The sequence below is a fragment of the Knoellia aerolata DSM 18566 genome (assembly GCF_000768695.1).
Classification (GTDB): Bacteria; Actinomycetota; Actinomycetes; order Actinomycetales; family Dermatophilaceae; genus Knoellia; species Knoellia aerolata.
This window is the reverse complement of sequence record NZ_AVPL01000021.1, coordinates 1-24,237: the sequence shown is the minus strand read 5'-3', so window position 1 is coordinate 24,237 and position 24,237 is coordinate 1. Positions and strand designations below refer to the sequence as shown.

Sequence of the window (24,237 nt, the reverse complement as noted above, 5' to 3'; positions counted from 1 at the left end):
TCTTCGGGAAGCGTCGGCGGACCACCCCCCGACTGATGGCGCATTCCGGTCAGGTCCCACGGCCGGACGGCCTCCCGAGATCCGACCGGAATGCGCAATCAGTCGGGTTTGCCCGACCGGAATGCGCAATAAGTCGGGGGTCAGGTCTGGGTGACGCGGTAGGCGTCGAAGACGCCTCCGACTCCGCGCACGCTGCGGATGACGTGGTCGAGGTGGCTGGGGTCACCCATCTCGAAGGTGAACTTCAGCCCGGCGACCCGGTCCCGCGAGGTGTGCACCGTCGCACTGAGGATGTTGACCCCGCTCTCGGACAGGACCCGGGTGACGTCGGACAGCAGGGCCGACCGGTCGAGTGCCTCGACCTGGAGCTGCACGAGGAAGATGCTGTTCGCCGTCGGCGCCCACTCGACCTCGATGATCTTGTCGTCCTGGCGCAGCAGCGACTCGGCGTTGGTGCAGTCGCGGCGGTGCACCGAGACCCCCATGCCGCGGGTGACGAACCCGAGGATGTCGTCGCCGGGCACCGGCGTGCAGCAGCGGGCGAGCTTGACCCACACGTCGGACATGTCCTTGACGACGACGCCGGGGTCGCCGGCGCGTCGGCGGCGGTTGGAGATCGGGCGCGGCACCGTCGTCTCGGCGAGGTCCTCGCTCGACTCCTCGCCGCCCTGGGCCGCGAGCAGGCGGGCCACGACGTGCTGGGCGCTGACATGCCCCTCGCCGATGGCGGCGTACAGGGCGTCGATCCCGCTGAGCCGGAGCTCCTCGGCGACGCCGGTGAGCGACTCGACCGACGACATGCGCGCGACCGGCAGGCTGCGCTTGCGCATCGCCTTGACGAGCGACTCCTTGCCGTTGTCGATCATCTCCTCGCGGCGCTCACGGGTGAACCAGTGACGGATCTTGTTGCGCGCCCGGGCCGACTTGACGAAGGTGAGCCAGTCGCGGGACGGGCCGGCCCCGTCTGCCTTGGAGGTGAGCACCTCGACGGTGTCGCCGTTGTCGAGACGCGACTCCAGCGGCACGAGGCGGCCGTTCACGCGGGCCCCGATGGTGTGGTGGCCGACCTCGGTGTGGACGGCATACGCGAAGTCGACGGGGGTCGAGCCCGCGGGGAGGCCGACGAGCTGCCCCTTGGGGGTGAAGACGTAGACCTCGCTGGCGTTGATCTCGAAGCGCAGCGACTCGAGGAACTCACCCGGGTCGGCGGTCTCGTTCTGCCAGTCGAGGAGCTGGCGCAGCCAGGCCATGTCGTTGGCGCCGGTGTTGCTCGTCGACGGCGTCTCCGGACCGCCCGGCTTCTCCTTGTACTTCCAGTGGGCCGCGACGCCGTACTCGGCACGGCGGTGCATGGTGTGCGTGCGGATCTGGATCTCGACCGGCTTGCCCTCGGGTCCGATGACCGTCGTGTGCAGGGACTGGTACATGTTGAACTTCGGGGTCGCGATGTAGTCCTTGAAGCGGCCCGGCACCGGGGTCCAGCGGGCGTGCATCGCACCGAGGGCGGCGTAGCAGTCGCGCACCGTGTCGACGAGGACGCGCACCGCGACGAGGTCGTAGATCTGCTCGAAGTCGCGGCCGCCGACGATCATCTTCTGGTAGACGGAGTAGTAGTGCTTCGGGCGCCCGGTCACCGTCGCCTTGAGCTTGGCCTCGCGCAGGTCGGACTCGACGCTGTCGCGCACGGTCGCGAGGTACTCCTCACGCGCCGGCGCCCGCTCGGCGACGAGGCGGACGATCTCGTCGTAGACCTTGGGGTACAGGGTCTGGAACGACAGGTCCTCCAGCTCCCACTTGATCGTGTTCATGCCGAGCCGGTGGGCCAGCGGGGCGTAGATCTCGAGGGTCTCGCGGGCCTTGCGCTGGGCCGACTCGCGCGAGACGTAGCGCCAGGTCCGCGCGTTGTGGAGCCGGTCGGCGAGCTTGATGACGAGGACGCGGATGTCGCGGGCCATCGCCACGACCATCTTGCGCACGGTCTCGGCCTGGGCGGCCTGGCCGTAGGTGACCTTGTCGAGCTTGGTGACGCCGTCGACGAGCATCGCGATCTCGGCGCCGAAGTCCTTCTCGAGCTGCGGCAGCCCGTAGTCGGTGTCCTCGACGGTATCGTGCAGGAGGGCCGCGGCCAGCGTCGGCGGGGTCATGCCCAGCTCGGCGAGGATCGTCGCCACGGCGAGAGGGTGGGTGATGTAGGCGTCCCCGCTCTTGCGCATCTGGCCCTCGTGGGCGCGCTCGGCGACGTCGTAGGCCCGCTCGATGACCGAGACGTCGGACTTGGGGTGGGTCAGGCGGACCGACGTGAGCAGGGGCTCGAGCACCGGGTGCGTCGAGGGACGCACCCCGCCGAAACGGGCGAGGCGAGCACGCGCACGAGCGCGGTTGGAGCCGGACGCCCCACTGCGCACCGGGATCGGCGTGGTCTCCTCTGCCATGGAGCGAGTCTAGGCGTCCGCGCCACCGACGACGTGCAGCGCGTGGACCGCCCGCTCCCCCATCGCCGCCCGCCCGTCGAGGAAGGCCAGCTCGACGATCGTCGTGAGCTCGACGACGTCGGCGCCGCACCGGGTGAGCAGGTCCCAGGCCGCGATGGCGGTGCCGCCGGTCGCGAGGACGTCGTCGACGAGCAGCACGCGCTGCCCGGGGGTCACGGCGTCGACGTGGACCTCGATCGTGGCCGAGCCGTACTCGAGGTCGTAGGTCGACTGCACCGTCTCGCCGGGCAGCTTCCCGGCCTTGCGGACCGGCACGAAACCGACGCCGAGCTCGTGCGCCAGGGCGGCCCCGATGATGAAGCCTCGTGCCTCCACGCCCGCCACGACGTCGACGCGGCTCTCACCCTGCGTATGCCGTGCCGCCAGGGCCCGGACCACCTCACCGAAGGCGTCCCCGTCGCCGAGCAGCGGCGTGATGTCCTTGAAGACGACCCCCGTGCGGGGGAAGTCGGGGACGTCACGCAGCCGGCTCGCGATGAGATCGGACAGCACGTCGAGGTCGCTCACGGGCTACTTGCGACGGGACTTCGGGGGACGCTTGGGCTGGTTGCGCGGCCCGGCCTGGGCGTACTTGTGCACCTGGCGGCCGGTGATCGTCGCCGAGTCCTCGCCGCTCGCCATCGGCGCCGAGGTGGCCAGAGCGGCCTCCCGGTCCGGGTCGACGTCGACCTCGTCAGGGTCGGCCGGGGCCGCCACCGCGGGACTCTCCCTGTCGCGCTTGGCCTGCGAGCGTGACGCCCGCTTGTCGAGCTCGACGACCGCGTCGTCCTTGGCCCGCAGGCTCACGAGGAGCGGGGTCGCCAAAAAGATCGAGGAGTAGGCGCCGACGAGGATCCCGATGAAGAGGACCAGGGCGAGGTCGAGCAGCGTGCCGGGGCCGAGGAAGATCGCACCGACGACCATGACGGACAGGATCGGCAGGATCCCGATGACCGTCGTGTTGAGCGACCGGACGAGGGTCTGGTTGACGGCGAGGTTGGCCGCCTTCGCGAAGCTCATCCGGCCGTTGGCGAACGCCTCGTTGGTGTTCTCGCGCACCTTGTCGAACACGACGACGGTGTCGTAGATCGAGTACCCGAGGACCGTGAGAAAGCCGATCATCGTGGCCGGGGACACCTCGAACTTGCTGAACGAGTAGATGCCCACGGTGATGATGAGGTCGTGGACCAGCGCGATGAGCGCGGCCAGGGCCATCTTCCAGTTGCGGAAGTAGATCGCCAGGACGGCGGCCACGAGGATGACGAAGATGATGAGCGCCCGCAGGGCCTGCTTGGTGACCGAGTCGCCCCACGACGGACCGATGAAGGTCGCGCTGACGTTCTCCTCGGCGACCGAGAAGGTCCTGGCGAGCTCGGTGCGCACGCGGGCGCTCTCGACGTCGTCGAGCCGCTCGGTCTGCACGCGCACGGTGCCGGCGCCGAGCTTGGAGACGCGGACCCCCTGCGAGTCGTCCGCGGCACCGAGGGCCTCACGGGCGGTCGCCTCGTAGTCGCCCGGGACCGAGGTGCTGGTCACCCGGAACTCCGAGCCACCCTTGAACTCGAGCCCGAGGTTGAGCTTGTTGATGGCCAGACCGGACACGGCGATGGCCATGAGGATCAGTGAGACGAGGTAGAACCTCGCCCTTCTGCGGACGACCGGGATCGACCGCTTCCCGGTGTAGAGGTCGTTGCCGAGGTCGGAGAACTTCACGACGCGCTCCCTTCGCCGCCCGCGACACGGGGCGGTTTCGTCGTGAACCGGCCGCGGCCGGCATACGAGGTCTTCTTGACGGCACCGAGCTTCTGCGGGTCCAGACCCGAGAACCGGTGGCCGTCACGGAAGAACGGCAGCCGCGCGAGGAGCGTGACCAGGGGGTGGGTGAACATGAAGACGATGAGGATGTCGAGCAGGGTCGTGAGGCCGAGGGTGAACGCGAAGCCGCGCACGCTCGAGCTCGCGAGGACGTAGAGGACGATCGCGGCGAGGAAGTTGACGCCGTCGGCGATGAGGATCGTGCGCTTGGCGCGGTCCCAGCCGGTGGCCACGGCGCTCTCGAGCGAGCGCCCCTCCCGCAGCTCGTCACGGATGCGTTCGAAGTAGACGATGAACGAGTCCGCGGTGAAGCCGATGGCGACGATGAGACCGGTGACACCGGCCATGTCGAGCCGGTAGTTGTGCGACCACCCGAGGATCGCGATCGCGAGGTAGGTGAGCAGCCCCGCGACGAGGATCGAGGCGACGGTGACGAGGCCGAGCAGGCGGTACTGCGCCAGCGAGTACAGGACGACGAGGAGGAGCCCGATGATGCCGGCGTAGAGGCCGTAGCGGAGCTGCTCGCTGCCCAGGGTGGGGCTGATCTGCTCACGTGTCTGGAGGTCGAAGGAGATCGGCAGCGCACCGAACTTCAGCTGCTGGGCCAGGTCTCGGGCCTCGTCGATGCCGAAGCCGCCGGTGATGCTGGCGTTGCCGTCGAGGATCGCCTCGTTGAAGCTCGGCGCGACGATGACCCGGGAGTCGAGCGTCGCGGCCAGCTGGTTCTGCGGCTGCTGGAGGACGACCATCTTCTTGGAGACGTCGGCGTACTGCTTGGCGCCCTCGTCGTTGAGGTTGAGCTGGATCTCGACCCGGCTCGTCTGCTGGCCGTTGGGGCCGACCTGGTAGCCGGCGCTGGCGTCGCTGATCTTGTCGCCGGAGACGACGACCGGGCCGAGGATGTACTTGGCGGCACCGTCGGCGTCACACGTGACGATGGGCTTGTCGGGGTCGTCGACGAGCTCGTCGAGGGACCCCTCCTCGGCGCAGTTGAGCGCGGTGAACTGGGCGGTCAGCTCGGGGGTGATCTGCTCGAGGCTGAACGGGTCACCGGCAGGCGTCGACGCGGGGCCGCTCGGGCTGGGGCTGGGGCTCGGGCTCGGGGAGGCGGACGGGCTGGCCGACGCGGACGGCGAGGGCGAGGGCGACGGGGAGGTGGTCCCGGTGGTCAGGGCCCCCGGGATCGCGGAGTTGTTGGTGGCCGACGGGCTCGCCGGGTTGGCGGAGGGGACGCTCGCCGACGGGGCCACGCTCGGCGTGGCCGTGCCGCTGGCGCCCGGGCTGGCCGGCGCGCTCGGGGACGCGCTGGGCGAGACGGAGGGCGCCGGCTGCGGGGAGCCGGCGGCGATCGCGAGGACGGGGCGGAACTGGAGCTGGGAGGAGCGACGGATCGCGTCCTCGGTGCTCTTGCTCGGGGTGCCGGGCATGCTCACGACGATGTTGCGGCCACCCTGCGTCGTGACCTCGGCGCCGGCGACGCCGCCGGCGTCGACGCGCTGGACGATGATGTCGCGCGCCTGGGCGATCTGCTCGGGCGAGACCTCCCGGTTCCCGGTGACCCGCGGCTCGAGGATGATCTGGGTCCCGCCCTCGAGGTCGAGGCCGAGCTTAGGGGCGTAGCTGCCGTCGCCGAACTGGTTCGACCCGACGAGCAGGCCCATGAGGGCCAGGGCGAGGACCGCCATCCCCGCGAGGGCGCGGCGGGCGAACTTCGCGTGGCTCATCTGCGCCATGTCAGTCGGCCTCGGGGGTCGGCGGGGCGTCGGTCACGCCGGGCTGGGCCATCCCGATGGCGCGACGGTCGACGCGCACCTGCACACCGGGGGCGATCTCGAGGAGCGCGGTGCTGTCGTCGAGCACGACGATCGTGCCGTAGAGGCCCGAGGTCATCACGACCGCGTCGCCGACACTGAGCGCCGACTGGAACGCCTGCACCTCACGTCCGCGCTTGCGCTGCGTGAGCATGAGGAACGCCAGCAGCAGCAGGGGCAGGGCGAGCACGAGGAGGTTGCCGAAGCCGGCACCGGAATTCATGGAGAGTCCTTCGAGTCTGGTTTCACCTGGCCCTTGTGGGGCCGGGCGCGTCAGCGGCCCGGGCGACGCCGGGCCGTCGGGTCAGCATAGGTGACGCGTTCACCCTCGACCAACGCGCGACACCCGGTCGAGGTGCCCGGGACTGCCGCGTATGCCGTGGCACCGGTTCGCCGGGCGACCTCACCCGCCGAGACGGCCGGGACCCTCGTCGAGGGGCAGGACGCCTTGGGCGACGACGTCGCGCGGCGGGGTGAGCCCCAGGTGGCGCCACGCCTTGGCGGAGGCCGCGCGCCCTCGTGGGGTGCGCACCATGAAGCCCTCGCGCACGAGGTAGGGCTCGGCGACGGTCTCGACGGTGTCGGACTCCTCCCCCACGGCGATCGCCAGCGTGGACAGCCCGACCGGCCCCCCGCCGAAGCGCCGGCAGAGGGCGTCGAGGACGGCCCGGTCGAGCCGGTCGAGTCCGGCGTCGTCGACGTCGAAGAGCCGCAGCGCCGCGTGGGCGGCGTCCTCGTCGACCGCGCCGGAGCCGTGGACCTGGGCCCAGTCGCGCACCCGGCGCAGCAGCCGGTTGGCGATCCGGGGTGTGCCCCGGGACCGGCCGGAGATCTCGGTGATCCCCGGCTCGTCCGCCTCGACGCCGAGCAGCCCGGCGGAGCGACGCAGGATCGTCGTGAGGTCGGAGGCGTCGTAGTAGTCGAGGTGGCCGGTGAAGCCGAACCGGTCGCGCAGCGGCGCCGGCAGCAGGCCGGACCGGGTGGTCGCCCCGACGACGGTGAACGGCGGGAGCTCGAGCGGGATCGCCGTCGCGCCGGGGCCCTTGCCGACGATGACGTCGACCCGGAAGTCCTCCATCGCGAGGTAGAGCATTTCCTCCGCCGCGCGTGACATCCGGTGGATCTCGTCGAGGAAGAGCACCTCCCCCTCGTCGAGCGAGGACAGCACCGCAGCGAGGTCGCCGGCGTGCTGGATGGCCGGGCCGGACGTCACCCGGATGGGTCGCTCCAGCTCGGCGGCCACGATGAGGGCCAGGGTCGTCTTGCCGAGCCCGGGCGGGCCCGACAGCAGGATGTGGTCGGGCACGGTCCCCCGGCGCCGGGCCGCCTCGAGCACCAGGCCGAGCTGGTCACGCACCCGCGTCTGCCCGGGGAACTCCGAGAGCCGTTTGGGGCGCAGGGCCGCCTCGACGACCCGCTCGTCGTCATTGTCCGCCCCGGCGTCGACGATGCGCGCCGTGGCGTCGAGCGAGCCGTCGAAGGCACGTCCGTCACCGGACTCGACGATGTCGGACCGGAAGCCGTGCCCGCCGGCCACGCCCGGCCCGCCGGCCACGCCCGGCCCGTCGGCCGCGTCGCTCATCGGCCCAGCTCGCGCAGGGCCATCCTCAGCAGGGCGGCGACCGAGGCCTCCGGGTCGGCCGACGCCGACACCCGGCTCACCGCGTCGGTCGCCTGCTTGGCCGACCAGCCGAGCCCCACGAGCGCCTCGCCCACCTGGTCGCGACGCGCGTCCCCGACCGGGGCGGCCGGGGCCGTGACGTCGGCACCCGCCGTGGCGGACGGCATACCCACCTTGTCCCTGAGCTCGAGCACGAGACGTTCGGCGCTCTTGCGGCCGACTCCCGGGATCTTCATCAGGGTCGCGACGTCACCGGTGGTCAGGGCCGCCCGGACCTCGTCGGGGGTGAGGACGGACAGCATGGCCAGAGCCAGCCGGGGTCCGACGCCCGACACCGTCTGCACGGTCTCGAACATGTCGCGCTCCGAGGCGGAGCCGAAGCCGAAGAGCGTGAGCGAGTCCTCGCGCACGACGAGGGTCGTCGACACGGTGACGTCCTGACCGGGGCGGACCTCGGCGGCGGTGCGGGGCGTCGTGTGGACGAGCATCCCGACGCCACCGACCTCGACGACGAGACGGTCCAGGCCCACGTGTCCGGCCCGCCCGGAGAGGGAGGAGATCATCGCGCACCTGCCCTGGCCAGCGCCTCGAGTCGCGCCGTCGCCGCGCCGCGCCACAGGTGGCAGATCGCCAGCGCCAGGGCGTCGGCGGCGTCGGCGGGTCGCGGCGCCTCGGCGAGCTTGAGGATCCGGGTCACCATGACGGTGACCTGGGCCTTGTCGGCCCGACCGCTGCCGGTGACCGCGGCCTTGACCTCGGTGGGCGTGTGGAACACGACGGGGATGCCGCGCTTGCCGGCGGTGAGCAGCGCGATCGCGGTGGCGTGCGCGGTCGTCATCACCGAGGTGACGTTGGTGTCGGCGAAGACACGCTCGACGGCCACGACCTCCGGCGAGAACCGGTCCATCCACGCGCCGAGCTCGGTCTCGAGGAAGATGAGCCGCTGCGCCGGCTCCGCGTCGGCCGGGGTGCGGACCACGCCGACCGCGACCATGCTCGCGCGCCCGGCCCTGCCGTCGACGACACCGAGGCCGCACCGGGTGAGGCCGGGGTCAATGCCGAGAACGCGCACGCGCGCCGCCTTCCTGAGGGACCGAACAGGTGTTCGGTGCCACGCTACACAGCGGGGCCGGGGCCGGGGCGCAGCAACACGCAGGCGTGCGGACCGTCGGCGGCTCCCCGCGAGACCCCGGACTCAGTCCTCGTCGTTGAGCTCGGCGAGGACGTCGTCGGGGATGTCGCCGTTGGCGAAGACGTCCTGGACGTCGTCGGAGTCCTCGAGGGCGTCGATGACCCGGATCATCTTCCTGGCTCCGTCGAGGTCGAGCGGCACCTGGAGGTTGGGCACCCACGAGGCCTCGGCCGAGTCGTAGTCGATGCCGGCGTCCTGGACGGCCTGGCGCACGGCGACGAAGTCGGTCGCCGCGGAGATGATCTCGAAGGCGTCGCCGAGGTCGTTGACCTCGTCGGCCCCGGCCTCGAGGACGACCTCGAGGATCCTGTCCTCGCTCAGCTCCGTCCCGGCCTGCTCCTTGGGCACGACGACGACTCCCTTGCGGTCGAAGACGTAGGAGACCGAGCCCGGGTCGCCCAGCTGGCCGCCGTTGCGGGTCAGGGCGGTGCGGACCTCGGCGGCGGCGCGGTTGCGGTTGTCGGTGAGGCACTCGATGAGGATCGCGACACCGCCGGGCGCGTAGCCCTCGTAGGTGATGGTCTCCCAGTCGGAGCCGCCGGCCGTGGCACCGGAGCCGCGCTTGACCGCGTTGTCGATGTTGTTGTTGGGCACCGACGACTTCTTGGCCTTCTGGACCGCGTCGTAGAGCGTGGGGTTGCCGGTGAGGTCCCCACCGCCGGTGCGCGCCGCGACCTCGATGTTCTTGATCAGCTTGGCGAAGAGCTTGCTGCGCTTGGCGTCGACGACGGCCTTCTTGTGCTTCGTCGTCGCCCATTTGCTGTGGCCGGACAAGAGATCTCCTCGTGCTGGGGTTCGTGCGGCGTTCGCCGACGATCCTATGTCGTATGCCGTCCCGCCCCCTCAGGTGTCGCCTCGGGCTGGGTCGGCGCGACCACGGAGGCTCGGGAGCCGCCTGCCTCGTCCCGAGCCGGGTCGTTCCGGCTCGGGAACGGACGGTCGGCTCGCGAGCCGCTCCTGACTCTCAGGCGCGGCGCACGAGGTCCACGAACAGCTGGTGGAAGCGGTGGTCGCCGGTGACCTCGGGGTGGAAGCTCGTGGCGAGCACGTTCCCCTCGCGCACCGCGACCGGGTGGTCGACGTCGGCGACGTGGACCGATGCGAGGACGTGGACGCCGGGACCGACCTCCTCGACCCAGGGAGCCCGGATGAACACCGCGCGCACCGGCTCCGGACCGAGCTCGCGGATCCGCAGGTCCTCCTCGAACGAGTCGACCTGGCGGCCGAAGGCGTTGCGGCGCACGGTGATGTCGAGCCCGCCGAGGGTCTGCTGGTCGCGGTGGCCGTCGAGGATCCGGTCGGCGAGCATGATCATCCCTGCGCAGGACCCGTAGGCGGGCAGGCCGGCCCGCAGACGCGCGACGAGCGGGTCGCGCAGGTCGAAGATCCGGACGAGCTTGTCCATCGTCGTCGACTCACCGCCGGGGATGACGAGGCCGTCGACGGCCTCGACCTCGGCGGGCCGCCGGAGGGGGACGGCGATCGCCCCGGCCGCCTCGACGGCGCGGAGGTGCTCGCGCACGTCCCCCTGGACGGCGAGGACTCCGACGGTGGGCTGTGCTGTCACGCCCGCGATCGTACGTGCGGCCCGTCGCCACCCGACGTCAGGGCCGGGGCCGGGCGCCTCCCTTGAGGCTGTAGACCCGCACGTGGTCGAACTCCGCCGTGATCGGTGAGGTCACTTGGTCGGTGGCACCCATGGAGACGAGGCCGATGAGGGCGTCCTCCCCCAGGCTGTGGGTCCAGACACCGCCACGCACCCAGGTCACTCCGTCCTGGCTCGTGTATGCCGTGTAGCGCTCGGTGTCCCCGCCCGCCTCACGCTGCTCGGCGCCCGTGAGGCGCTCCACGACGATGCGCAGCCAGGTCCAGTCGTCCCCGGGGGGCCCGACGACGGTGTTGCCGTATCGGCTCCAGCCCTCCGGCACCGGGTTGAGCTCCTTGGCGAACTCCGTCTGGCGCGTCTCCCAGATCGAGGCGCTGGTGAGCTTGACGAAGTTGTCGTCGTCGCCGTAGACCACGAGGCCGGCCTGGGCGTAGTTGAAGCAGCAGCCCTCATCCGGCAGACCGGTCAACCGCACCTTGGTCTCGACGACGTAGTCGCCCGAGGGTGCGTCGCGCACGAGCACCGAGGCCGTGTTGCTGTCGACGTAGAGGTCGGTGTGCTCGACCTCCCAGCGCAGCAGACCACCCGAGACGCTGACCTCGCCCACACGACCCTCCGCCCAGGACCAGTCGCCGTCGAGCGTCGTGCCGGAGAACTCGTCGCCGTCGAGGAGCGCGCCGACGACCTGGGGCTTGACGAGCTGGGTGCGGTAGCGGCTGCGCTCGCCGTCCTGGGCCGCAGGGGCCGGCATCCTCGTGTCGGACGCACCGGCGCCGCCGTTCACCACCGGCCAGCCGTTGACCCAGTCGACCGGGTCGAGCAGCGCCGGGCGCTTGGTGAACCCGGTGGCGAAGTCGTAGAACGGGTCCTCCTGGTCGACGGCGTGGTAGACCGTCCACCACTGTCCGCCCTCGTCGACGAAGACCGAGTTGTGGCCCGTGCCGACCCAGCGGGTGCCGTTCATCGTGAGGAAGGGAGTGCCGCCGACGTTGGCGTCGAGGAAGGAGTTGCCCTCCTTGTCGACGAAGGGCCCGTAGGGACTGGTCGACCGTCCGACGAAGACGCTGTAACCGGTGAGGGCCCCGTTGCAGCAGTTCGTCGCGGACGCGAAGAGGTAGTAGTAGCCGTCCTTGAGAACGACGTTGGAGCCCTCGTAGCGGTTGCCGATCGCGATCCGGACGTCGTCCGCGGTCGTCTCGGTCGCGGCGGTCACACCGCTCTCCGAGAACACGACGTCGGTGACGAACATGCCGCCGTAGTAGGAGCCGTAGTAGAGGATGCCCTCGTCGGTGACGGTGTCCCCGAGGACGTCCGGGTCGAAGGTCCAGAAGTACGAGCACTCCCCCCCGCCCGGGTCCTTGCGGGGCTGGACGACCGGCTCGTCGCTCCACGTCCACGGGCCCGTCGGGCTGTCGGCGACGGCCACGCCGATGGCGCTGTCGCCGCGGCAGGTGTCCGACCCGCCGCCGGCGGCGGTCGTCTCGGTGACCGTGGTGAAGAGGTAGTACTGGTCCGTCGCGCTGGAGTAGACGACCTCGGGTGCCCAGAAGGCAGCCGTCGGGTCGATCCACGCCGGGAGGTCCCCGCCGTCGAGGGGGAACGCGTCGCCGACGTAGGTCCAGTTGACGAGGTCCGTGGACACGTTCATCGGGATCCGGTGGAACACCGGGTCGCCGCTGGCGTCGACGTCCTCGTCGTTCAGCGGGTCGGTCGTGCAGTACAGGTACCAGACCTGCTCGCCGTCGATCGTCTCGCCGTCCTGGCCCTGGAGGATCATCGGGTCGGCGCAGCTGTCGACGGTGCCGTCGCCCGGCACTTCGGGTGCGAGCGGGTTCTCGTAGGTGGTCGTCACGGGACGAGGTGCTGCCTGGGTCGGCGCCGGCGACGCACTCACCGGTGCGGCGAGAACCAGGCTCACCGCGGCGAGAGCCGCCGCCACCACCACTGCAGGGCGCCAGCGCGCCCTCGCGCCCCGCGTCGTGCGCCCGGTCCCTCGCGAGTGCTCACCCATGGCTGTTCCCTTCACCTGTGGAGTCCTGCTCTGGTGGTGCGTCCGGATGCCCGACGCTGACGTGCCCCTCGTGGACGTGGAGGCGGAGGCGATGGGGACGCCGGCGTTCGAGCGTCGGGTCCCAGGCGTGCAGGAAGACGTGGCGGGTGCCGTCGCCGTCGGTGAGCACGCTGCAGTGGCCGGGTCCGATGAGACCGGTCCCTGCGCTCGTGACGACCGGACCCCGGTCAGGGTCCTCGTGCCACGGACCCTGCGGTGCGGGCGCGGTCGCCACCGCGACGCCGTAGCCGGGCGTCTGCCAGTTGCCGCCGGAGTACAGCAGCAGGCACCCGCCGGCGCCGTCATCCATGACCGTCGGCCCCTCGAGGGTGTGCCAGTCGTGGACGCCCCCGTACATCTCCCGGTCCGCCTCGTAGCGCTGCCACTCCGCGCTCGCCCGCAGGATGATCGTGGGTTCTCCCTCGAGACGGGTCATGTCGGAGAGGCGTTGCACCGCGAGGACCGTGCCGGGGCGGTCTCCCTCGACGAGGTCGGTCGCGTAGAACAACCACCACGACCCGTCGCCGTCGAGGTAGGGCGACGGGTCGATGGCGAACGGGACGTCCGGGGTGAGGACGACACCGAGGTCCTCGAAGGGCCCCGTGGCATCCGTGGCCGTGGCGACCCGCAACCGGTGACCCTGGTCCCCGATCCCGCTGGAGTAGTACATCCAGTAGCGGTCGTCGGCGAACGCGACCTCCGGTGCCCAGTACTCGGTCCCTGGCGGGTCGTCACCCCCGACGACGAGCGCACCGCCGACGTCGTCCCAGTGGTCGAGGTCGTCGCTGACGAGCACCTGGAACGCCCGTCCCTCGGGCAGGGGCGAGGGTGTCGTGCCGTACATGACATAGCGACCGTCCCGGGTTCGCAGGACGAACGGGTCGGCGCAGTACCCGTCCCACACCGGGGGCGAGACGGGCTGCTCACCGACGGCGAGCCCAGCGCTGGTGTCGGCGATGGCGACTCAGCCCTTCACGCCGCCGCGGGCGATGCCCTCGATGACGAACCGTTGGCTGATGAGGAAGAGGATGAGCACCGGGATGCTGGCGATCGCTCCCCCGGCGAGGATCGTCGCGTAGTCCGTCGTGTACGCGCTCTGCAACGTCGACAGACCCGGCTGGATGGTGAGCCGCTCGGGGCTGAACAGGACGTAGAGCGGCCACAGGAAGTCGTTCCAGTTGCTGAGGAACGTCAGCAGGGCCAGGGTCGCCAGGGCCGGGCGGGACAGCGGCACGATGATGGTGAGGAAGATCTTGAACCGGCTGGCCCCGTCGAGGAGCGCCGCCTCCTCGAGCTCGATCGGCAGCCCGAGGAAGAACTGCCGCAGGAAGAATACCCCGAAGGCTCCGGCCGCTCCCGGGACGATGACCGCGGAGAGGCTGTCGAGCCACCCCAGCTCCGAGACGATGACGTAGTTGGGGATGAGCAGCGAGATCGGCGGGACGAAGAGCGTCGCGAGGACCAGGCCGGTGAGGACCTTCTTCCCCGGGAAGGACAGCCGAGCCAGGGCGTAGGCCGCCATGGTGGCCGTGACGAGGACGAGCAGGGTCTGCCCGGTCGCGGCGAGCATCGAGTTGAGGAACCACGTGCCGACCGGGGTCTGGGGTGCGTCGAGGATCTTCTGGTAGCCCTCGGTGCTCACCTCGCCCGGGAGGAAGCTCAGCTCTGCCTGCGAGACCTCGGCCGTGGACTTCAGCGACGTCGAGGCCATCCAGAGCAGGGGCGCGAGGAAGAGCAGGCTGAGCAGGCCGAGGAAGATCGCTCGCCACGGGGAGCGCGACCTGCTTTCGGGCTCGGCCCCACCCGAGGGCGCACTGCTCGGCTCGTCAGCCGGTGTGACCTCGACGTCCGCGGCGTGCGCGCTCATGCCTTCGCCTCCTTCGGGGTGCGCTCCCGCAGGAACGAGAGGCTGAGCAGGCTGATGAGGAGCAGCACCAGCGTGAGCACCGTGCTCATGGCAGACGCTGCTCCCATGTTGAACCGGCGCAGGCCCTCCTCACCGATCTGCATGATCACCGTTCGCGTCTCCTCACCGGGCTGACCCTGGGTGATGAGGTAGGACTGGCCGAAGACGTTGGCCGAGGCCAGGATCGTGATCGTCAGCACGAAGATGGTGACCGGACGCAGCCCGGGAAGGGTGACGTGGCGGAACCGCTGCCACGCACTCGCGCCGTCGAGCTCGGCGGCCTCGTAGAGGTCGGGCGAGACCTCCTGCAGCCCCGCGAGGAAGATCACCATGTTGTAGCCGGCGGTCCACCAGATGGTCGGCACCACGAGCGCCAGCCACACCCACGGCGTCGCGGTCGTGAACGGGATGCGGTCGAAGCCGATCTGGTCGAGGTAGTAGTTGACGACCCCAACGTTGGGGTCGAGCAGGTAGCGCCACAGCAGCCCGATGACGGCGACACCGAGGACGTACGGAGCGAAGAAGATCGCCCGCACCACGTTGCGGCCCCGGAACTTCTTGTTGAGCGCGACCGCCAGGGCGAGCGGCAGCACCATGAGCAGGGGGACGCTGAGCAGGGTGAAGATCCCCGTCGCCCGCATCGAGTTCCAGAACGGCCCCGACGTCGTCGACCCTCCCGTCATGAGGTCGCCGTAGTTCTTCAAACCCACGAAGGGCTTGCCGGGCAGGAGGAAGTCCCACTGGTGCAGGCTGATCCACAGGCCGTACAGGATCGGTCCGAGGATGAAGGTCGCGAAGAGGATCAGGTACGGCCCGAGGAAGAGCAGTGCGGTCCCGAGCCCCGCTCGCATCACGGTGGGGTCGGCCTTGGGGGCCCGCCCGTTGCCGCGCCGACCCTCCTCGGGAGGGGCCTGGGCGGCAACGGGCGCAAGCGCGCTCATGCTCAGGCCTGGTACTTGGACTGGTTGGCCTTCAGCAGGGAGTCGGCCTTCTTGGCACCCTCGTCAAGCGCGGCCTTCGCCTGCTTCTTGCCGAGGACCACCTCGTTGACCGCGGTCTCGTACGTCGGCGTGGTGACGTCACCGATGCCCGGCACCGACGGCGGGAACTGCACGTCCGGCAGCTGCTCCGCGAGGACCGACTGCACCTTGAGCGCCTTGAACTCCGCGGAGTCACGCACGCTCTTGCGGGCCGGCACCTGTCCGGACTTCGCCCACTCGAGCGACTTGTTGGAGATGTAGGAGATGAACGCCCGCGACGCGGCGAGCTTGTTGGGGTCCTTGGCCGCCTGGCTCGTGACGACGAAGTTGTGCGAGCTGGCCCACACCGCCGGCTTGTCGCCGATGGTCGGGAACTTGGCCGCCTCCCACTCGAGGCCCGCGACCTTCGCCCACTCGTTCATCATCCAGATGCCGTCGAAGGTGAGCGCGTTGCGCTGCTGCCGGAAGGCGACGGCCTGGGCGTCGTTGGAGACGTTCTTGGGGCTGTCGCCCTTGGCGATGAAGCTCGTCATCCACTCGAGCGCCTCGACGCCGGCGTCGGAGTTGAAGGTGGCCTTGGCCCCCTCCTCGTCGTAGATGCTGCCGCCGAACTGGGCGATGAGCGAGGTGAAGATGAGGTGTGCCGGCCAGGTGGCGGTGACCCAGAACGGGTTGGCGACGCCGCCCTTGCCCTTGAGCTCCGTGACGGCCGCCTCGAAGCCGGCCCGGTCGGTGGGGATCTCGGTGATCCCGGCCTTCGTCATGAGGCCCTTGTTGACGTAGAAGCCGAGCGGGTGGATGTCGAGCGGAATGCCGTAGCGCTGGTCCTTGTATTCGCCGGCATTCCAGACCACCGGAGCGAAGTCGGCCTCCTCGAGCTTGAGCCCCGTCGCGATCTCGTCGAGCGGGACGATGACCCGCCGCGCGGCGTTGGTGGCGAGCTGGTCGATGTGCATGATCGCGACGTCGGGCCCGGCCCCGGAGGCCACCGCCGTGGGCACCTTGGGGTAGAAGTCGCCCCACTGGAGGGTGTTCATCGCCACGGTGACGTTGGGGTTCTCCTTGTTGAAGGCGTCCACCATCTGCTTCATGAACGGGCCGTCACCGCCGGTGAAGCCGTTCCAGAAGGCCACGGCAACCTTGGGGCCGTCGTACTTGTCGCCCTCACCGAAGGCGCCGCTCGACGGAGCGGCCGCGCCCGGCGGTGTGCTGGTCCCGCCGGAACAGGCGGACAGGGCGGCGCTCGCGCCGATGGCACCGAACGAACCGAGCAGCAGGCGGCGAGACAGGTCCTGGGAGGTGGACGGCCGCCGGGTGCGGGCGACCTACGATCTTCGGGTGCCCGTGACGACCCGTGAACGCCGACCCGAGGACCTGCCGCCGCTGGTCGAGCTGCTCGGCGCCCAGCAGGCGGAGACCTCCTACCCGCAGCGGTGGCCGCTGCCGTTCCCGCCCGAGGAGTTCATCGTGCGCCCGGGGGAGCTCGCCGCCTGGGTGGCCGTCGAAGAGGACACCGTCGTCGGCCACGTCTCCGTCACGTCGCTGGCCGACGCGCGGATGGCCGAGGACTGGGCGCGGGCGACCGGGCGGCCGTCCGAGGGCGTGGCCGAGGTCTCGGTGCTCTTCGTCGCCGGTGACCGCCGCGGTTCCGGCATCGGGGGCCTGCTCCTCGACACGGCCCTGGCCGACATCGACCGTCGCGGGCTGACCCCGATGCTCGACGTCGTCGGCGAGGACACGAGCGCCGGGTGGTTCTACCGACGACGCGGGTGGCGGACGCTGGGCACGGCCCGCCCCGCCTGGCTGCCGGACCACCGGCCGGACCTCGCGTTCATGGTCCTCGACGCGCCCACGGGGGCAGCCGGTCCACAGGTGGGTCAGGCCCGCGCCACGAAGTAGGCGTTGAACGGGTCGGCCTCGATCTCGTGCCTCGTGACCTCGCCGAAGCCCGCCTCGTGCAGCATCCGCTCGGCGAGCTCGACACCCCACACCGTCCCGAGCCCGTCCCCGCCCTGGCCGAGGGACACCGACATGCAGTGCACGAGGGAGACCCCGTAGAGGAAGCTCGCCCACGGCAGGTCACGGTTGCGGTCGAGATGGCTCGAGGCGTTGATGTCGACCATGAGGAACGTCCCGCCGGGACGCAGCGCGCTGTGGATGTTCGCGAGCACCTGCGCCGGGTGCGCCTGGTCGTGGATGGCGTCGAAGGCCGTCACGAGGTCGAAGGCACCGGTGTCGATCCCGGTGGCGACGTCGCACTCGACGAACACTGCGTTGGTGAGCCCCCACTCCCGTGCCTCCTCACGCGCCACGGCGATCGCCTCGGCGCCGAAGTCGTAGCCGCAGAAACGGCTCCGCGGGAACTCCCGGGCGAGCAGGTTCACGGCGTGTCCGGCGCCGCAGCCGACGTCGGCGACGGCGATCCCGTCGTGCAGCCGGTTGACGAGGCCGGTGAGCGGGATGATCGTGTCGACGAGCGAGCCGTCGTTGACCGCCCTGGAGTCCTCGGACTGGATCTCGACGAACCTCGGGTAGTCGTCGTAGCTCAGCCCGCCGCCGGTGCGGAACCGGTCGACGACGAGCGGCGACACGGACCCCATCAGGCCGATGAGCCGCATGCTGCGGGCCAGGTTGTCGGCGCTCGGCCCGGTGAGGAAGGGTGCGTTCTCCTCGCCGAGCGCGTACTCCCCCGTGGCCGCGTCGTAGTCCACGAGACCCGCGGTGACGACGCCCCCCAGCCACTCGCGGACGTAGCGCTCGTCGAGCCCCGCGGCGTCGGCGACCTGCTGGCTGCTGGCCGGCGGCAGGGTGGCGAGGGTCTCGAAGAGGCCGGTGTCGTGACCGATGCCGGCGAGGACGGCGATCGCGCCGTCGTTGAGGACCTGGACGAGGCGCTCGACGATGGCCGGCGCCTCCTGCTCGATGGTGCTCATGGTGCTGCTCCTTGCGTCGGGACGGGCCTTCGTGCCCGTGACGACGACGCTAGGAACCCACCGGAGCGCTCCGCATCGGCCGAACCATGCAGCTCTCAGCCGCGCCCCTGGGGCGAACCATGTATGCCGTGCTCGTGCGCCCACGCGGCCGCCGCAGTCCTCGAGCCGACGTCGACCTTGGCGAAGATGTTGGCGAGGTGGCGCCCGACCGTCTTCTCGCTGATGACGAGGCGCTGCGCCACCTCCCGGTTGCTCGCGCCCTCGACGACGAGGGAGAGGACCTCCTCCTCGCGGGCGGTGAGCCCGCCCGGGCGGTCCGACACCGTCAGGCGCTGCACGTCCGGTCGGGCGCCGAGCTCGCGGTAGATCATCAGCGCCGTCACCGCGTCGGCATCGGCTGCGCGCTCCCGTCCCAACCCCCGCCGCGCGGTCGCGAGGTGCTCGTGGGCGCGCGCCACGGCATACCGAAGTCCCTGGCTCCGGTACTCCGCCAGGGCGGCCTCGAGGGCAGCCGCGGCGTCCTCGTGCTCACCACGGGAGAGCGCGAGCAGCCCCTCGGCGTGCCTGGCCCCGGCCCGTAGTCCGGCGGTGTCGTACCGCTTCGCGGTCGCGGCGAGCTCGGTCGCCGCCGTCTCCGCGAGGTCGACGTCGCCGCATGCCAGGCCCACCTCCACGGACGGGAGCAGGAGCCGTGCGCGCTCCAGCGTGCCCCGGCCCGCCACGGCCGCGCGCAGGGCCGTCGCCGCCTCGGCCGACCGCCCGGACGCGTGCGCGAGAAGCGCCTCACCGGGTTGCGGGTCGATGCCGAGCTCGCGAGCGCGGCGGTAGGCGGCGGCTGCGTCCTCCCATCGGCCGCGGCACCGGAGCACGTCACCGAGCTCCTGGAAACCGGCGCCGGCCAGCCAGCCGTGCGACCCGACGAGGGTCCGGCTCGGCCCCTCCATCTCGGCCACGACCTCGTCCCACCCGCCTTCGGCGCTGACGAGCTGGAGCTGGTGCACCCGCGTGACGGTCGCGTACATGAAGGTCCGTGACAGCGGGAGCGCCCAGCGCTCGAGGGCGTCGGTCCACGACCGCATCCGCGCCCAGTCGCCGAGCTCGTGGGTCACGTGGATGACGGTGCAGTAGATGTCGCCCGCCCACCGCGGCGGCACGTGGCCCGCGATCACCTCGAGCATCGCCTCGTCGAGGGCCCGGAAGCCGTCGGCGGTGCGACCCTCGCGCACCCGGGCGAAGCCCTCGAGCACGCGAGCGAAGCAGGGCAGCGCCGAGTCGCCGTGCTCGCGCGCGACCGCCTCGACCCGCGTGGCGGCCTCCTGCGCCGATGTCGGGTCTCCGTGGACGTCGAGCTCGTAGGTCGCGTCGACGTAGAGCAGGTACCCGTGGGCGACCGACTCCGGCAGCCCCTCGAGGAGGCGCTGCGCGCGGGCGAGCCACGCGGTCCCGATGACGACGTCCCCCCGGGTCACCCACTCGAGCCCGAGGTCGAGGGCCTGCTGCGCGGCCGCGACCGGCTCCTGCTCCGCGTCGAGCCGGCGGTAGACCTCCTCGTCCAGCGCCATCGACCGCACACCGTCGCCGAGCCACCACGTGCCCTCGGCGAGCAGTCGCAGCTCGTCGAGCGGGAGGTCGGCACCGTGCTCGCGGAGGGCGGCCCTCTCGGCCTCCAGGCGCTCGACGAGCGCCCGCCAGTCGCCCGTGTCGGCGCGCCGCACGGACGTGTCGTCGGGGTGGAGGGCCTCGGTCACGAGCGCCTCCCCCGGTGGAGTCGCACACTCCAGCGTACGACCGGCAGCGAAGGTGGTGACATGCTTCCGGACATGAGCAGCGACGTCCTCACCTCGCTGGCCGAGCAGGCCAGGGCCCTCGACACCCAGCACGTGGCGACCGACCGCCGCCACGCGTTCGAGCTGCCCGACGGGGTCGTCTACCTCGACGGCAACTCCCTCGGTGCCCTCTCCCGGGCCGCGCGCGAGGCGACCGCCGACGCCGTGTCGCGGCAGTGGGGGGAGCAGCTCATCCGCGCCTGGAACGACTCGGCGTGGTGGTCCGCCCCCGAGCGGGTGGGCGACCGCATCGCCGGGCTCGTCGGCGCCCCGGCCGGGACCGTCGTCGTGGGCGACTCGACGACCGTCAGCCTCTACAAGGCGGTGCATGCCGCCGCCCGGATGCGCCCGGGCCGACGCGTCGTCCTCACCGACCCCGACTCCTTCCCCACCGACGTCCACGTCACCCGCGGCGTCTGCGACCAGCTCGGCCTCACCCTCGAGCTGCTCTCCCCCGCCGACGCCGTCGCTCGGCTGCGCGGCTCCGACGACGTCGCCCTCGCGTCCTACTCGCAGGTCGACTACCGCACGGGTGAGCTGTGGGACCTCGCCGCGCTCACGGTGGCGGCCCACGACGCGGGCGCGCTGTCCTGCTGGGACCTGTGCCACTCGGCCGGGGTCGTCGACGTCGGCCTGACCGACGGCGGCGCGGACTTCGCGGTCGGGTGCGGCTACAAGTACCTCAGCGGCGGCCCCGGCGCACCGGCGTTCATCTTCGTCGCGCCGCAGCACCTCGACGCGTTCGTCAACCCGATCCTCGGCTGGAACGGTCACGCGACCCCGTTCGCGATGTCCCCCGACCACACGCCCGCCGACGGCATCACCCGGGCCCGCGTGGGAACACCCCCGGTGCTCGGGATCGCCGCGCTGGAAGGCGCGCTCACGGCATATGACGGCCTGTCCATGGCGGACGTGCGCCGACGCTCGCTGTCGCTCACCGCCTTCTTCGTCGACGCGATCGCCGCGCTGGGCGTCGACCTCCCGGTCGCGACCCCCCGCGAGGACGACCGGCGGGGCTCGCAGGTCAGCCTGCGTCACCCCGACGCGTATGCCGTCGTGCAGGCTCTCATCGCGCGCGGCGTCATCGGCGACTTCCGTGAGCCGAACATCGTCCGGCTGGGGTTCGCGCCGCTGTACCTCTCGCACGAGGACGCCCTCGCCGCGGCCGTGCACCTGCGCGACGTCCTCGCGGGGCGCGAGTTCGAGCGGCCGGAGCACCGCTCCCGCGCCGCGGTGACGTGAGCCGAGGGAGAATGGGCCGCATGGCACGCAGACCTGCGAAGCAGGACCGGGGCGACGCCGACCTCGAGGTCGGTCCCCCGAAGACGAGCGCGGCGGGAGTGCCGGCGGTCGCCCGGGCGATGACGATGGCCGTCGAGCAGATGGGGGTCGTCCGCACCGCCCGCACGCTGCTGCGGATGAACCAGGACAAGGGGTTCGACTGCCCCGGCTGCGCCTGGCCGGATCCCGCGCAGTCGCACCGGGCCGAGTTCTGCGAGAACGGCGCCAAGGCCGTCGCCGAGGAGGCGACGCTACGACGCGTCGAGCCCGGTTTCTTCGCGGAGCACTCGGTCGCGCAGCTGCGGGAGCGCTCCGACCACTGGCTGGGGCAGCAGGGTCGGCTGACCACCCCGATGCACAAGCCCGTGGGCGCCAGCCACTACGAGCCGGTCACCTGGGAGACGGCGCTCGGCGTCGTCGCCCGGCACCTGCGCGCCCTCGACGACCCCGACCGGGCGATCTTCTACACGTCGGGACGGACGAGCAACGAGGCGGCGTTCGTGTACCAGCTGTTCGTGCGCGAGTTCGGCACCAACAACCTGCCCGACTGCTCGAACATGTGCCACGAGTCCAGCGGCAACGCGCTGCTCGAGACGATCGGCATCGGCAAGGGCACGGTGACGCTCGACGACCTCACCTCCGCCGACCTCATCCTCGTCGCCGGCCAGAACCCGGGCACGAACCACCCGCGCATGCTCTCGACCCTGGAGACCGCGAAGGAGGGTGGCGCCCGGATCCTCGCGATCAACCCGCTCCCCGAGGCCGGGCTCATGACGTTCCGCAACCCGCAGACCGTCAAGGGTGTCGTCGGCAGCGGGACCCCGCTCGCGGACCGCCACCTCGGCGTGCGCCTCGGCGGCGACCAGGCGCTCTTCCAGGCCGTCGGGCACCTGCTGCTCGAGCGCGGGGCGGTCGACCACGAGTTCGTCGAACGGCACACCAGCGGGTATGCCGCGTACGCGCAGGCCCGTGCCACGCTCGACTGGCCCGAGACCCTCGCGGCGACCGGGCTGACCGAGGCCGAGATCCGCGCCCTCGCCGACGACGTGGCCGGCGCGAAGCGGGTCATCGTCTGCTGGGCCATGGGCATCACGCAGCACCGCCACGCGGTGGCGACGATCCAGGAGATGCTCAACGTCCTCCTGCTCGGGGGCAACATCGGGCGCGAGGGTGCGGGGGTGTGCCCGGTGCGCGGCCACTCGAACGTCCAGGGCGACCGCACGATGGGGATCGTCGAACGACCCTCGTCGGGCTTCCTGGACGCCCTCGACGCCGAGTTCTCGATCACCGCGCCGCGGGAGCACGGTGTCGACGCCGTCGACACCGTGCGGGCGCTGCGTGACCGGCGGGCCACGGTCTTCTTCGCCATGGGCGGCAACTTCGTCCGGGCGATGTCCGACAGCGACGTCACGGAGAAGGCGCTCGAGGCGGCCGACCTCACCTGCCACGTCTCGACGAAGCTCAACCGCTCGCACACGGTCACGGGTGCCGAGGCCCTCATCCTCCCGACGCTCGGTCGCACGGAGCGCGACGTCCAGCTGAGCGGCGAGCAGGTCGTCACCGTCGAGGACTCGATGGCCATGGTCCACGCCTCCCGTGGCCGGCTGGCCCCGGCGGCGGACACCCTGCTGAGCGAGGTGGCGATCGTCTGCGAGCTCGCCCGGCGGGTGCTGCCGGACTCCTCCGTCGACTGGTCCGGCCTGCGCGGCGACTACCGCCGCATCCGGGGCCACATCTCGCGGGTCGTGGCCGGGTTCGACGACTTCGAGGAGCGCCTCGACGGTCGGGGCGGGTTCCAGCTGCCGCTGCCGCCGCGCCAGCGCGAGTTCCACGTCGAGGGGGGTCGGGCCCGGTTCTCCGTCAACGCGCTCGAGTACCCGCACTGCCCGCCCGGCCGGCTGCTGCTCCAGACGGTGCGCAGCCACGACCAGTACAACACCACGATCTACGGGCTCGACGACCGCTACCGCGGCGTCAGCGGGGGGCGCCGCGTGGTCTTCGTCAACCCCACCGACCTCGTCGAGCTCGGGCTGGGTGACGGTCGGCTCGTCGACATCGTCTCGGAGTGGCGCGGGGTCGACGGCGACCGCGAGCTGACCGAGCGCCGGGCGGACGGGTTCCGGGTGGTCGCCTACCCGACCGCCCGGGGGTGCGCTGCGGCGTACTTCCCCGAGACCAACGTGCTCGTCCCCCTCGACTCGACGGCCCGCGGCAGCAACACCCCCACCTCGAAGTCCGTCGTCGTCCGGTTGGAGCCCCGCTGATGGGCCGGGTCAGCTCGCGCCACAAGGTCGTGCGGATCGACCTCGACGGCGCCACGACACGCGCGATCGACACCGTCGCCGGCGAGGAGCCGCTCGAGATCCGGGTCGGCGGCACGACCTTCACCGTCACCATGCGCACGCCCGGGCACGACGTGGACCTCGCGCACGGTCTGCTGCGCGCGGAGGGCGTTATCGCCGCCCGCGAGGACGTGCGCTCGGCCCGGTTCTGCTCCGACCTCGACAGCCTCAACGTGCTCGACGTCCAGGTGACGCGACCGGCGGCCGGCGAGGCCGTGACCTCGACCCGCAACCTCGCCTCGCTCGGGGGCTGCGGGCTGTGCGGCACGACGGCGGTCGAGGCGGTCGAGGCGGCGACCGCCGCCCGCCCGCCCGAGGTGGTGTGGGCCGCCGGGGCCGTCGCGTCGGCGCTGGAGGAGCTTCGCGGCCGGCAGGAGCTGTTCGACCGCACGGGCGGCGCGCA

At 71.5% G+C, this 24,237-nt stretch carries 21 protein-coding genes; 4 read left to right on the top strand and 17 right to left on the bottom strand.

All coding sequences use genetic code 11. From position 1 onward, the window contains the following. Positions 1-140: 140 nt before the first annotated feature. The 15 genes from N801_RS09565 to N801_RS09495 form a co-directional block, all read right to left on the bottom strand. A complete protein-coding gene (locus N801_RS09565) occupies positions 141-2,432 on the bottom strand; it encodes a RelA/SpoT family protein (protein WP_035936857.1) in 2,292 nt (763 codons plus the stop codon). A 9-nt stretch (positions 2,433-2,441) separates the two neighbouring features. Then, complete coding sequence (locus N801_RS09560) at positions 2,442-2,999, bottom strand: adenine phosphoribosyltransferase (RefSeq protein ID WP_035936854.1); 558 nt, start codon at positions 2,997-2,999, stop codon at positions 2,442-2,444. 3 nt (positions 3,000-3,002) lie between these two features. Beyond that, positions 3,003-4,184, bottom strand: a complete 1,182-nt coding sequence (secF, locus tag N801_RS09555; protein ID WP_035936851.1) for a protein translocase subunit SecF — start codon at positions 4,182-4,184, stop codon at positions 3,003-3,005. After that, positions 4,181-6,010, bottom strand: a complete 1,830-nt coding sequence (secD, locus tag N801_RS09550; protein WP_245618339.1) for a protein translocase subunit SecD — start codon at positions 6,008-6,010, stop codon at positions 4,181-4,183. The genes secF and secD overlap by 4 nt, the downstream gene beginning before the upstream one ends. A 10-nt stretch (positions 6,011-6,020) precedes the next feature. Next, positions 6,021-6,320, bottom strand: coding sequence for a preprotein translocase subunit YajC (yajC, locus tag N801_RS09545; protein ID WP_035936845.1), 300 nt, complete (start codon positions 6,318-6,320; stop codon positions 6,021-6,023). A 180-nt stretch (positions 6,321-6,500) separates the two neighbouring features. Continuing rightward, positions 6,501-7,679, bottom strand: a complete 1,179-nt coding sequence (ruvB, locus tag N801_RS09540) for a Holliday junction branch migration DNA helicase RuvB (RefSeq protein ID WP_245618337.1) — start codon at positions 7,677-7,679, stop codon at positions 6,501-6,503. Next, positions 7,676-8,281: a Holliday junction branch migration protein RuvA gene (gene ruvA / locus N801_RS09535; RefSeq protein ID WP_035936842.1), complete on the bottom strand. Its 606-nt coding sequence runs from the start codon at positions 8,279-8,281 to the stop codon at positions 7,676-7,678. Before ruvA ends, ruvB begins: the two co-directional genes overlap by 4 nt. Beyond that, entirely contained in the window at positions 8,278-8,790 is a 513-nt protein-coding gene (gene ruvC / locus N801_RS09530; RefSeq protein WP_035936839.1) for a crossover junction endodeoxyribonuclease RuvC, read from the bottom strand. Before ruvC ends, ruvA begins: the two co-directional genes overlap by 4 nt. A gap of 123 nt (positions 8,791-8,913) precedes the next feature. Continuing rightward, positions 8,914-9,684, bottom strand: a complete 771-nt coding sequence (locus N801_RS09525; RefSeq protein WP_035936837.1) for a YebC/PmpR family DNA-binding transcriptional regulator — start codon at positions 9,682-9,684, stop codon at positions 8,914-8,916. Between the two features lie 190 nt (positions 9,685-9,874). Next, on the bottom strand, positions 9,875-10,486 hold the full coding sequence (gene pdxT, locus N801_RS09520; protein ID WP_211254703.1) for a pyridoxal 5'-phosphate synthase glutaminase subunit PdxT: 612 nt from the start codon (positions 10,484-10,486) through the stop codon (positions 9,875-9,877). A gap of 28 nt (positions 10,487-10,514) precedes the next feature. Then, a complete protein-coding gene (locus N801_RS09515) occupies positions 10,515-12,368 on the bottom strand; it encodes a family 43 glycosylhydrolase (RefSeq protein ID WP_169744241.1) in 1,854 nt (617 codons plus the stop codon). A gap of 151 nt (positions 12,369-12,519) precedes the next feature. Next, positions 12,520-13,470, bottom strand: coding sequence for a glycoside hydrolase family 43 protein (locus tag N801_RS09510; protein ID WP_169744240.1), 951 nt, complete (start codon positions 13,468-13,470; stop codon positions 12,520-12,522). 60 nt (positions 13,471-13,530) lie between these two features. Continuing rightward, positions 13,531-14,433 carry a carbohydrate ABC transporter permease gene (locus tag N801_RS09505; RefSeq protein WP_084108599.1) on the bottom strand — a complete coding sequence of 301 codons (903 nt, stop codon included), beginning with the start codon at positions 14,431-14,433 and terminating at the stop codon, positions 13,531-13,533. Next, on the bottom strand, positions 14,430-15,413 hold the full coding sequence (locus tag N801_RS09500; RefSeq protein WP_211254701.1) for a carbohydrate ABC transporter permease: 984 nt from the start codon (positions 15,411-15,413) through the stop codon (positions 14,430-14,432). Before N801_RS09500 ends, N801_RS09505 begins: the two co-directional genes overlap by 4 nt. A 2-nt stretch (positions 15,414-15,415) precedes the next feature. After that, the gene (locus tag N801_RS09495) at positions 15,416-16,585 is read right to left on the bottom strand and encodes an ABC transporter substrate-binding protein (RefSeq protein WP_211254700.1); all 1,170 of its coding nucleotides are present in this window, start codon (positions 16,583-16,585) and stop codon (positions 15,416-15,418) included. 205 nt (positions 16,586-16,790) lie between these two features. On the opposite strand from N801_RS09495, the gene N801_RS09490 reads away from it, so the two are divergent. Continuing rightward, positions 16,791-17,351 carry a GNAT family N-acetyltransferase gene (locus N801_RS09490; RefSeq protein ID WP_245618336.1) on the top strand — a complete coding sequence of 187 codons (561 nt, stop codon included), beginning with the start codon at positions 16,791-16,793 and terminating at the stop codon, positions 17,349-17,351. On the opposite strand, the gene N801_RS09485 is transcribed toward N801_RS09490, so the two are convergent. Both N801_RS09485 and N801_RS09480 read right to left on the bottom strand, forming a co-directional pair. Beyond that, on the bottom strand, positions 17,330-18,385 hold the full coding sequence (locus N801_RS09485; RefSeq protein WP_035936827.1) for a class I SAM-dependent methyltransferase: 1,056 nt from the start codon (positions 18,383-18,385) through the stop codon (positions 17,330-17,332). The genes N801_RS09490 and N801_RS09485 overlap by 22 nt on opposite strands. 95 nt (positions 18,386-18,480) lie before the next feature. Then, on the bottom strand, positions 18,481-20,133 hold the full coding sequence (locus N801_RS09480) for a LuxR family transcriptional regulator (RefSeq protein WP_052112811.1): 1,653 nt from the start codon (positions 20,131-20,133) through the stop codon (positions 18,481-18,483). Between the two features lie 72 nt (positions 20,134-20,205). Between N801_RS09480 and N801_RS09475 the strand changes: the two genes are divergently transcribed. From N801_RS09475 to N801_RS09465, 3 genes are all read left to right on the top strand, one after another. Continuing rightward, on the top strand, positions 20,206-21,453 hold the full coding sequence (locus tag N801_RS09475; protein WP_084108594.1) for a kynureninase: 1,248 nt from the start codon (positions 20,206-20,208) through the stop codon (positions 21,451-21,453). Between the two features lie 20 nt (positions 21,454-21,473). Beyond that, positions 21,474-23,756 (top strand): FdhF/YdeP family oxidoreductase, encoded by a 2,283-nt coding sequence (locus N801_RS09470; RefSeq protein ID WP_035936945.1) that lies wholly within the window; start codon positions 21,474-21,476, stop codon positions 23,754-23,756. Beyond that, positions 23,756-24,237: formate dehydrogenase accessory sulfurtransferase FdhD (locus tag N801_RS09465; protein WP_035936825.1), on the top strand; the 482-nt coding region annotated here is incomplete at its 3' end. The genes N801_RS09470 and N801_RS09465, both read left to right, overlap by 1 nt.

What these genes read in the sequence shown, in the direction of transcription:
- N801_RS09500 (WP_211254701.1), bottom strand. Translation starts at nt 15,413, where the DNA reads ATGAGCGCGCTTGCGCCCGTTGCCGCCCAGGCCCCTCCCGAGGAGGGT.
- ruvB (WP_245618337.1), bottom strand. Translation starts at nt 7,679, where the DNA reads ATGAGCGACGCGGCCGACGGGCCGGGCGTGGCCGGCGGGCCGGGCGTG.
- N801_RS09470 (WP_035936945.1), top strand. Translation starts at nt 21,474, where the DNA reads ATGGCACGCAGACCTGCGAAGCAGGACCGGGGCGACGCCGACCTCGAG.
- N801_RS09565 (WP_035936857.1), bottom strand. Translation starts at nt 2,432, where the DNA reads ATGGCAGAGGAGACCACGCCGATCCCGGTGCGCAGTGGGGCGTCCGGC.
- secD (WP_245618339.1), bottom strand. Translation starts at nt 6,010, where the DNA reads ATGAGCCACGCGAAGTTCGCCCGCCGCGCCCTCGCGGGGATGGCGGTC.
- N801_RS09485 (WP_035936827.1), bottom strand. Translation starts at nt 18,385, where the DNA reads ATGAGCACCATCGAGCAGGAGGCGCCGGCCATCGTCGAGCGCCTCGTC.
- N801_RS09505 (WP_084108599.1), bottom strand. Translation starts at nt 14,433, where the DNA reads ATGAGCGCGCACGCCGCGGACGTCGAGGTCACACCGGCTGACGAGCCG.
- yajC (WP_035936845.1), bottom strand. Translation starts at nt 6,320, where the DNA reads ATGAATTCCGGTGCCGGCTTCGGCAACCTCCTCGTGCTCGCCCTGCCC.
- N801_RS09475 (WP_084108594.1), top strand. Translation starts at nt 20,206, where the DNA reads ATGAGCAGCGACGTCCTCACCTCGCTGGCCGAGCAGGCCAGGGCCCTC.
- ruvA (WP_035936842.1), bottom strand. Translation starts at nt 8,281, where the DNA reads ATGATCTCCTCCCTCTCCGGGCGGGCCGGACACGTGGGCCTGGACCGT.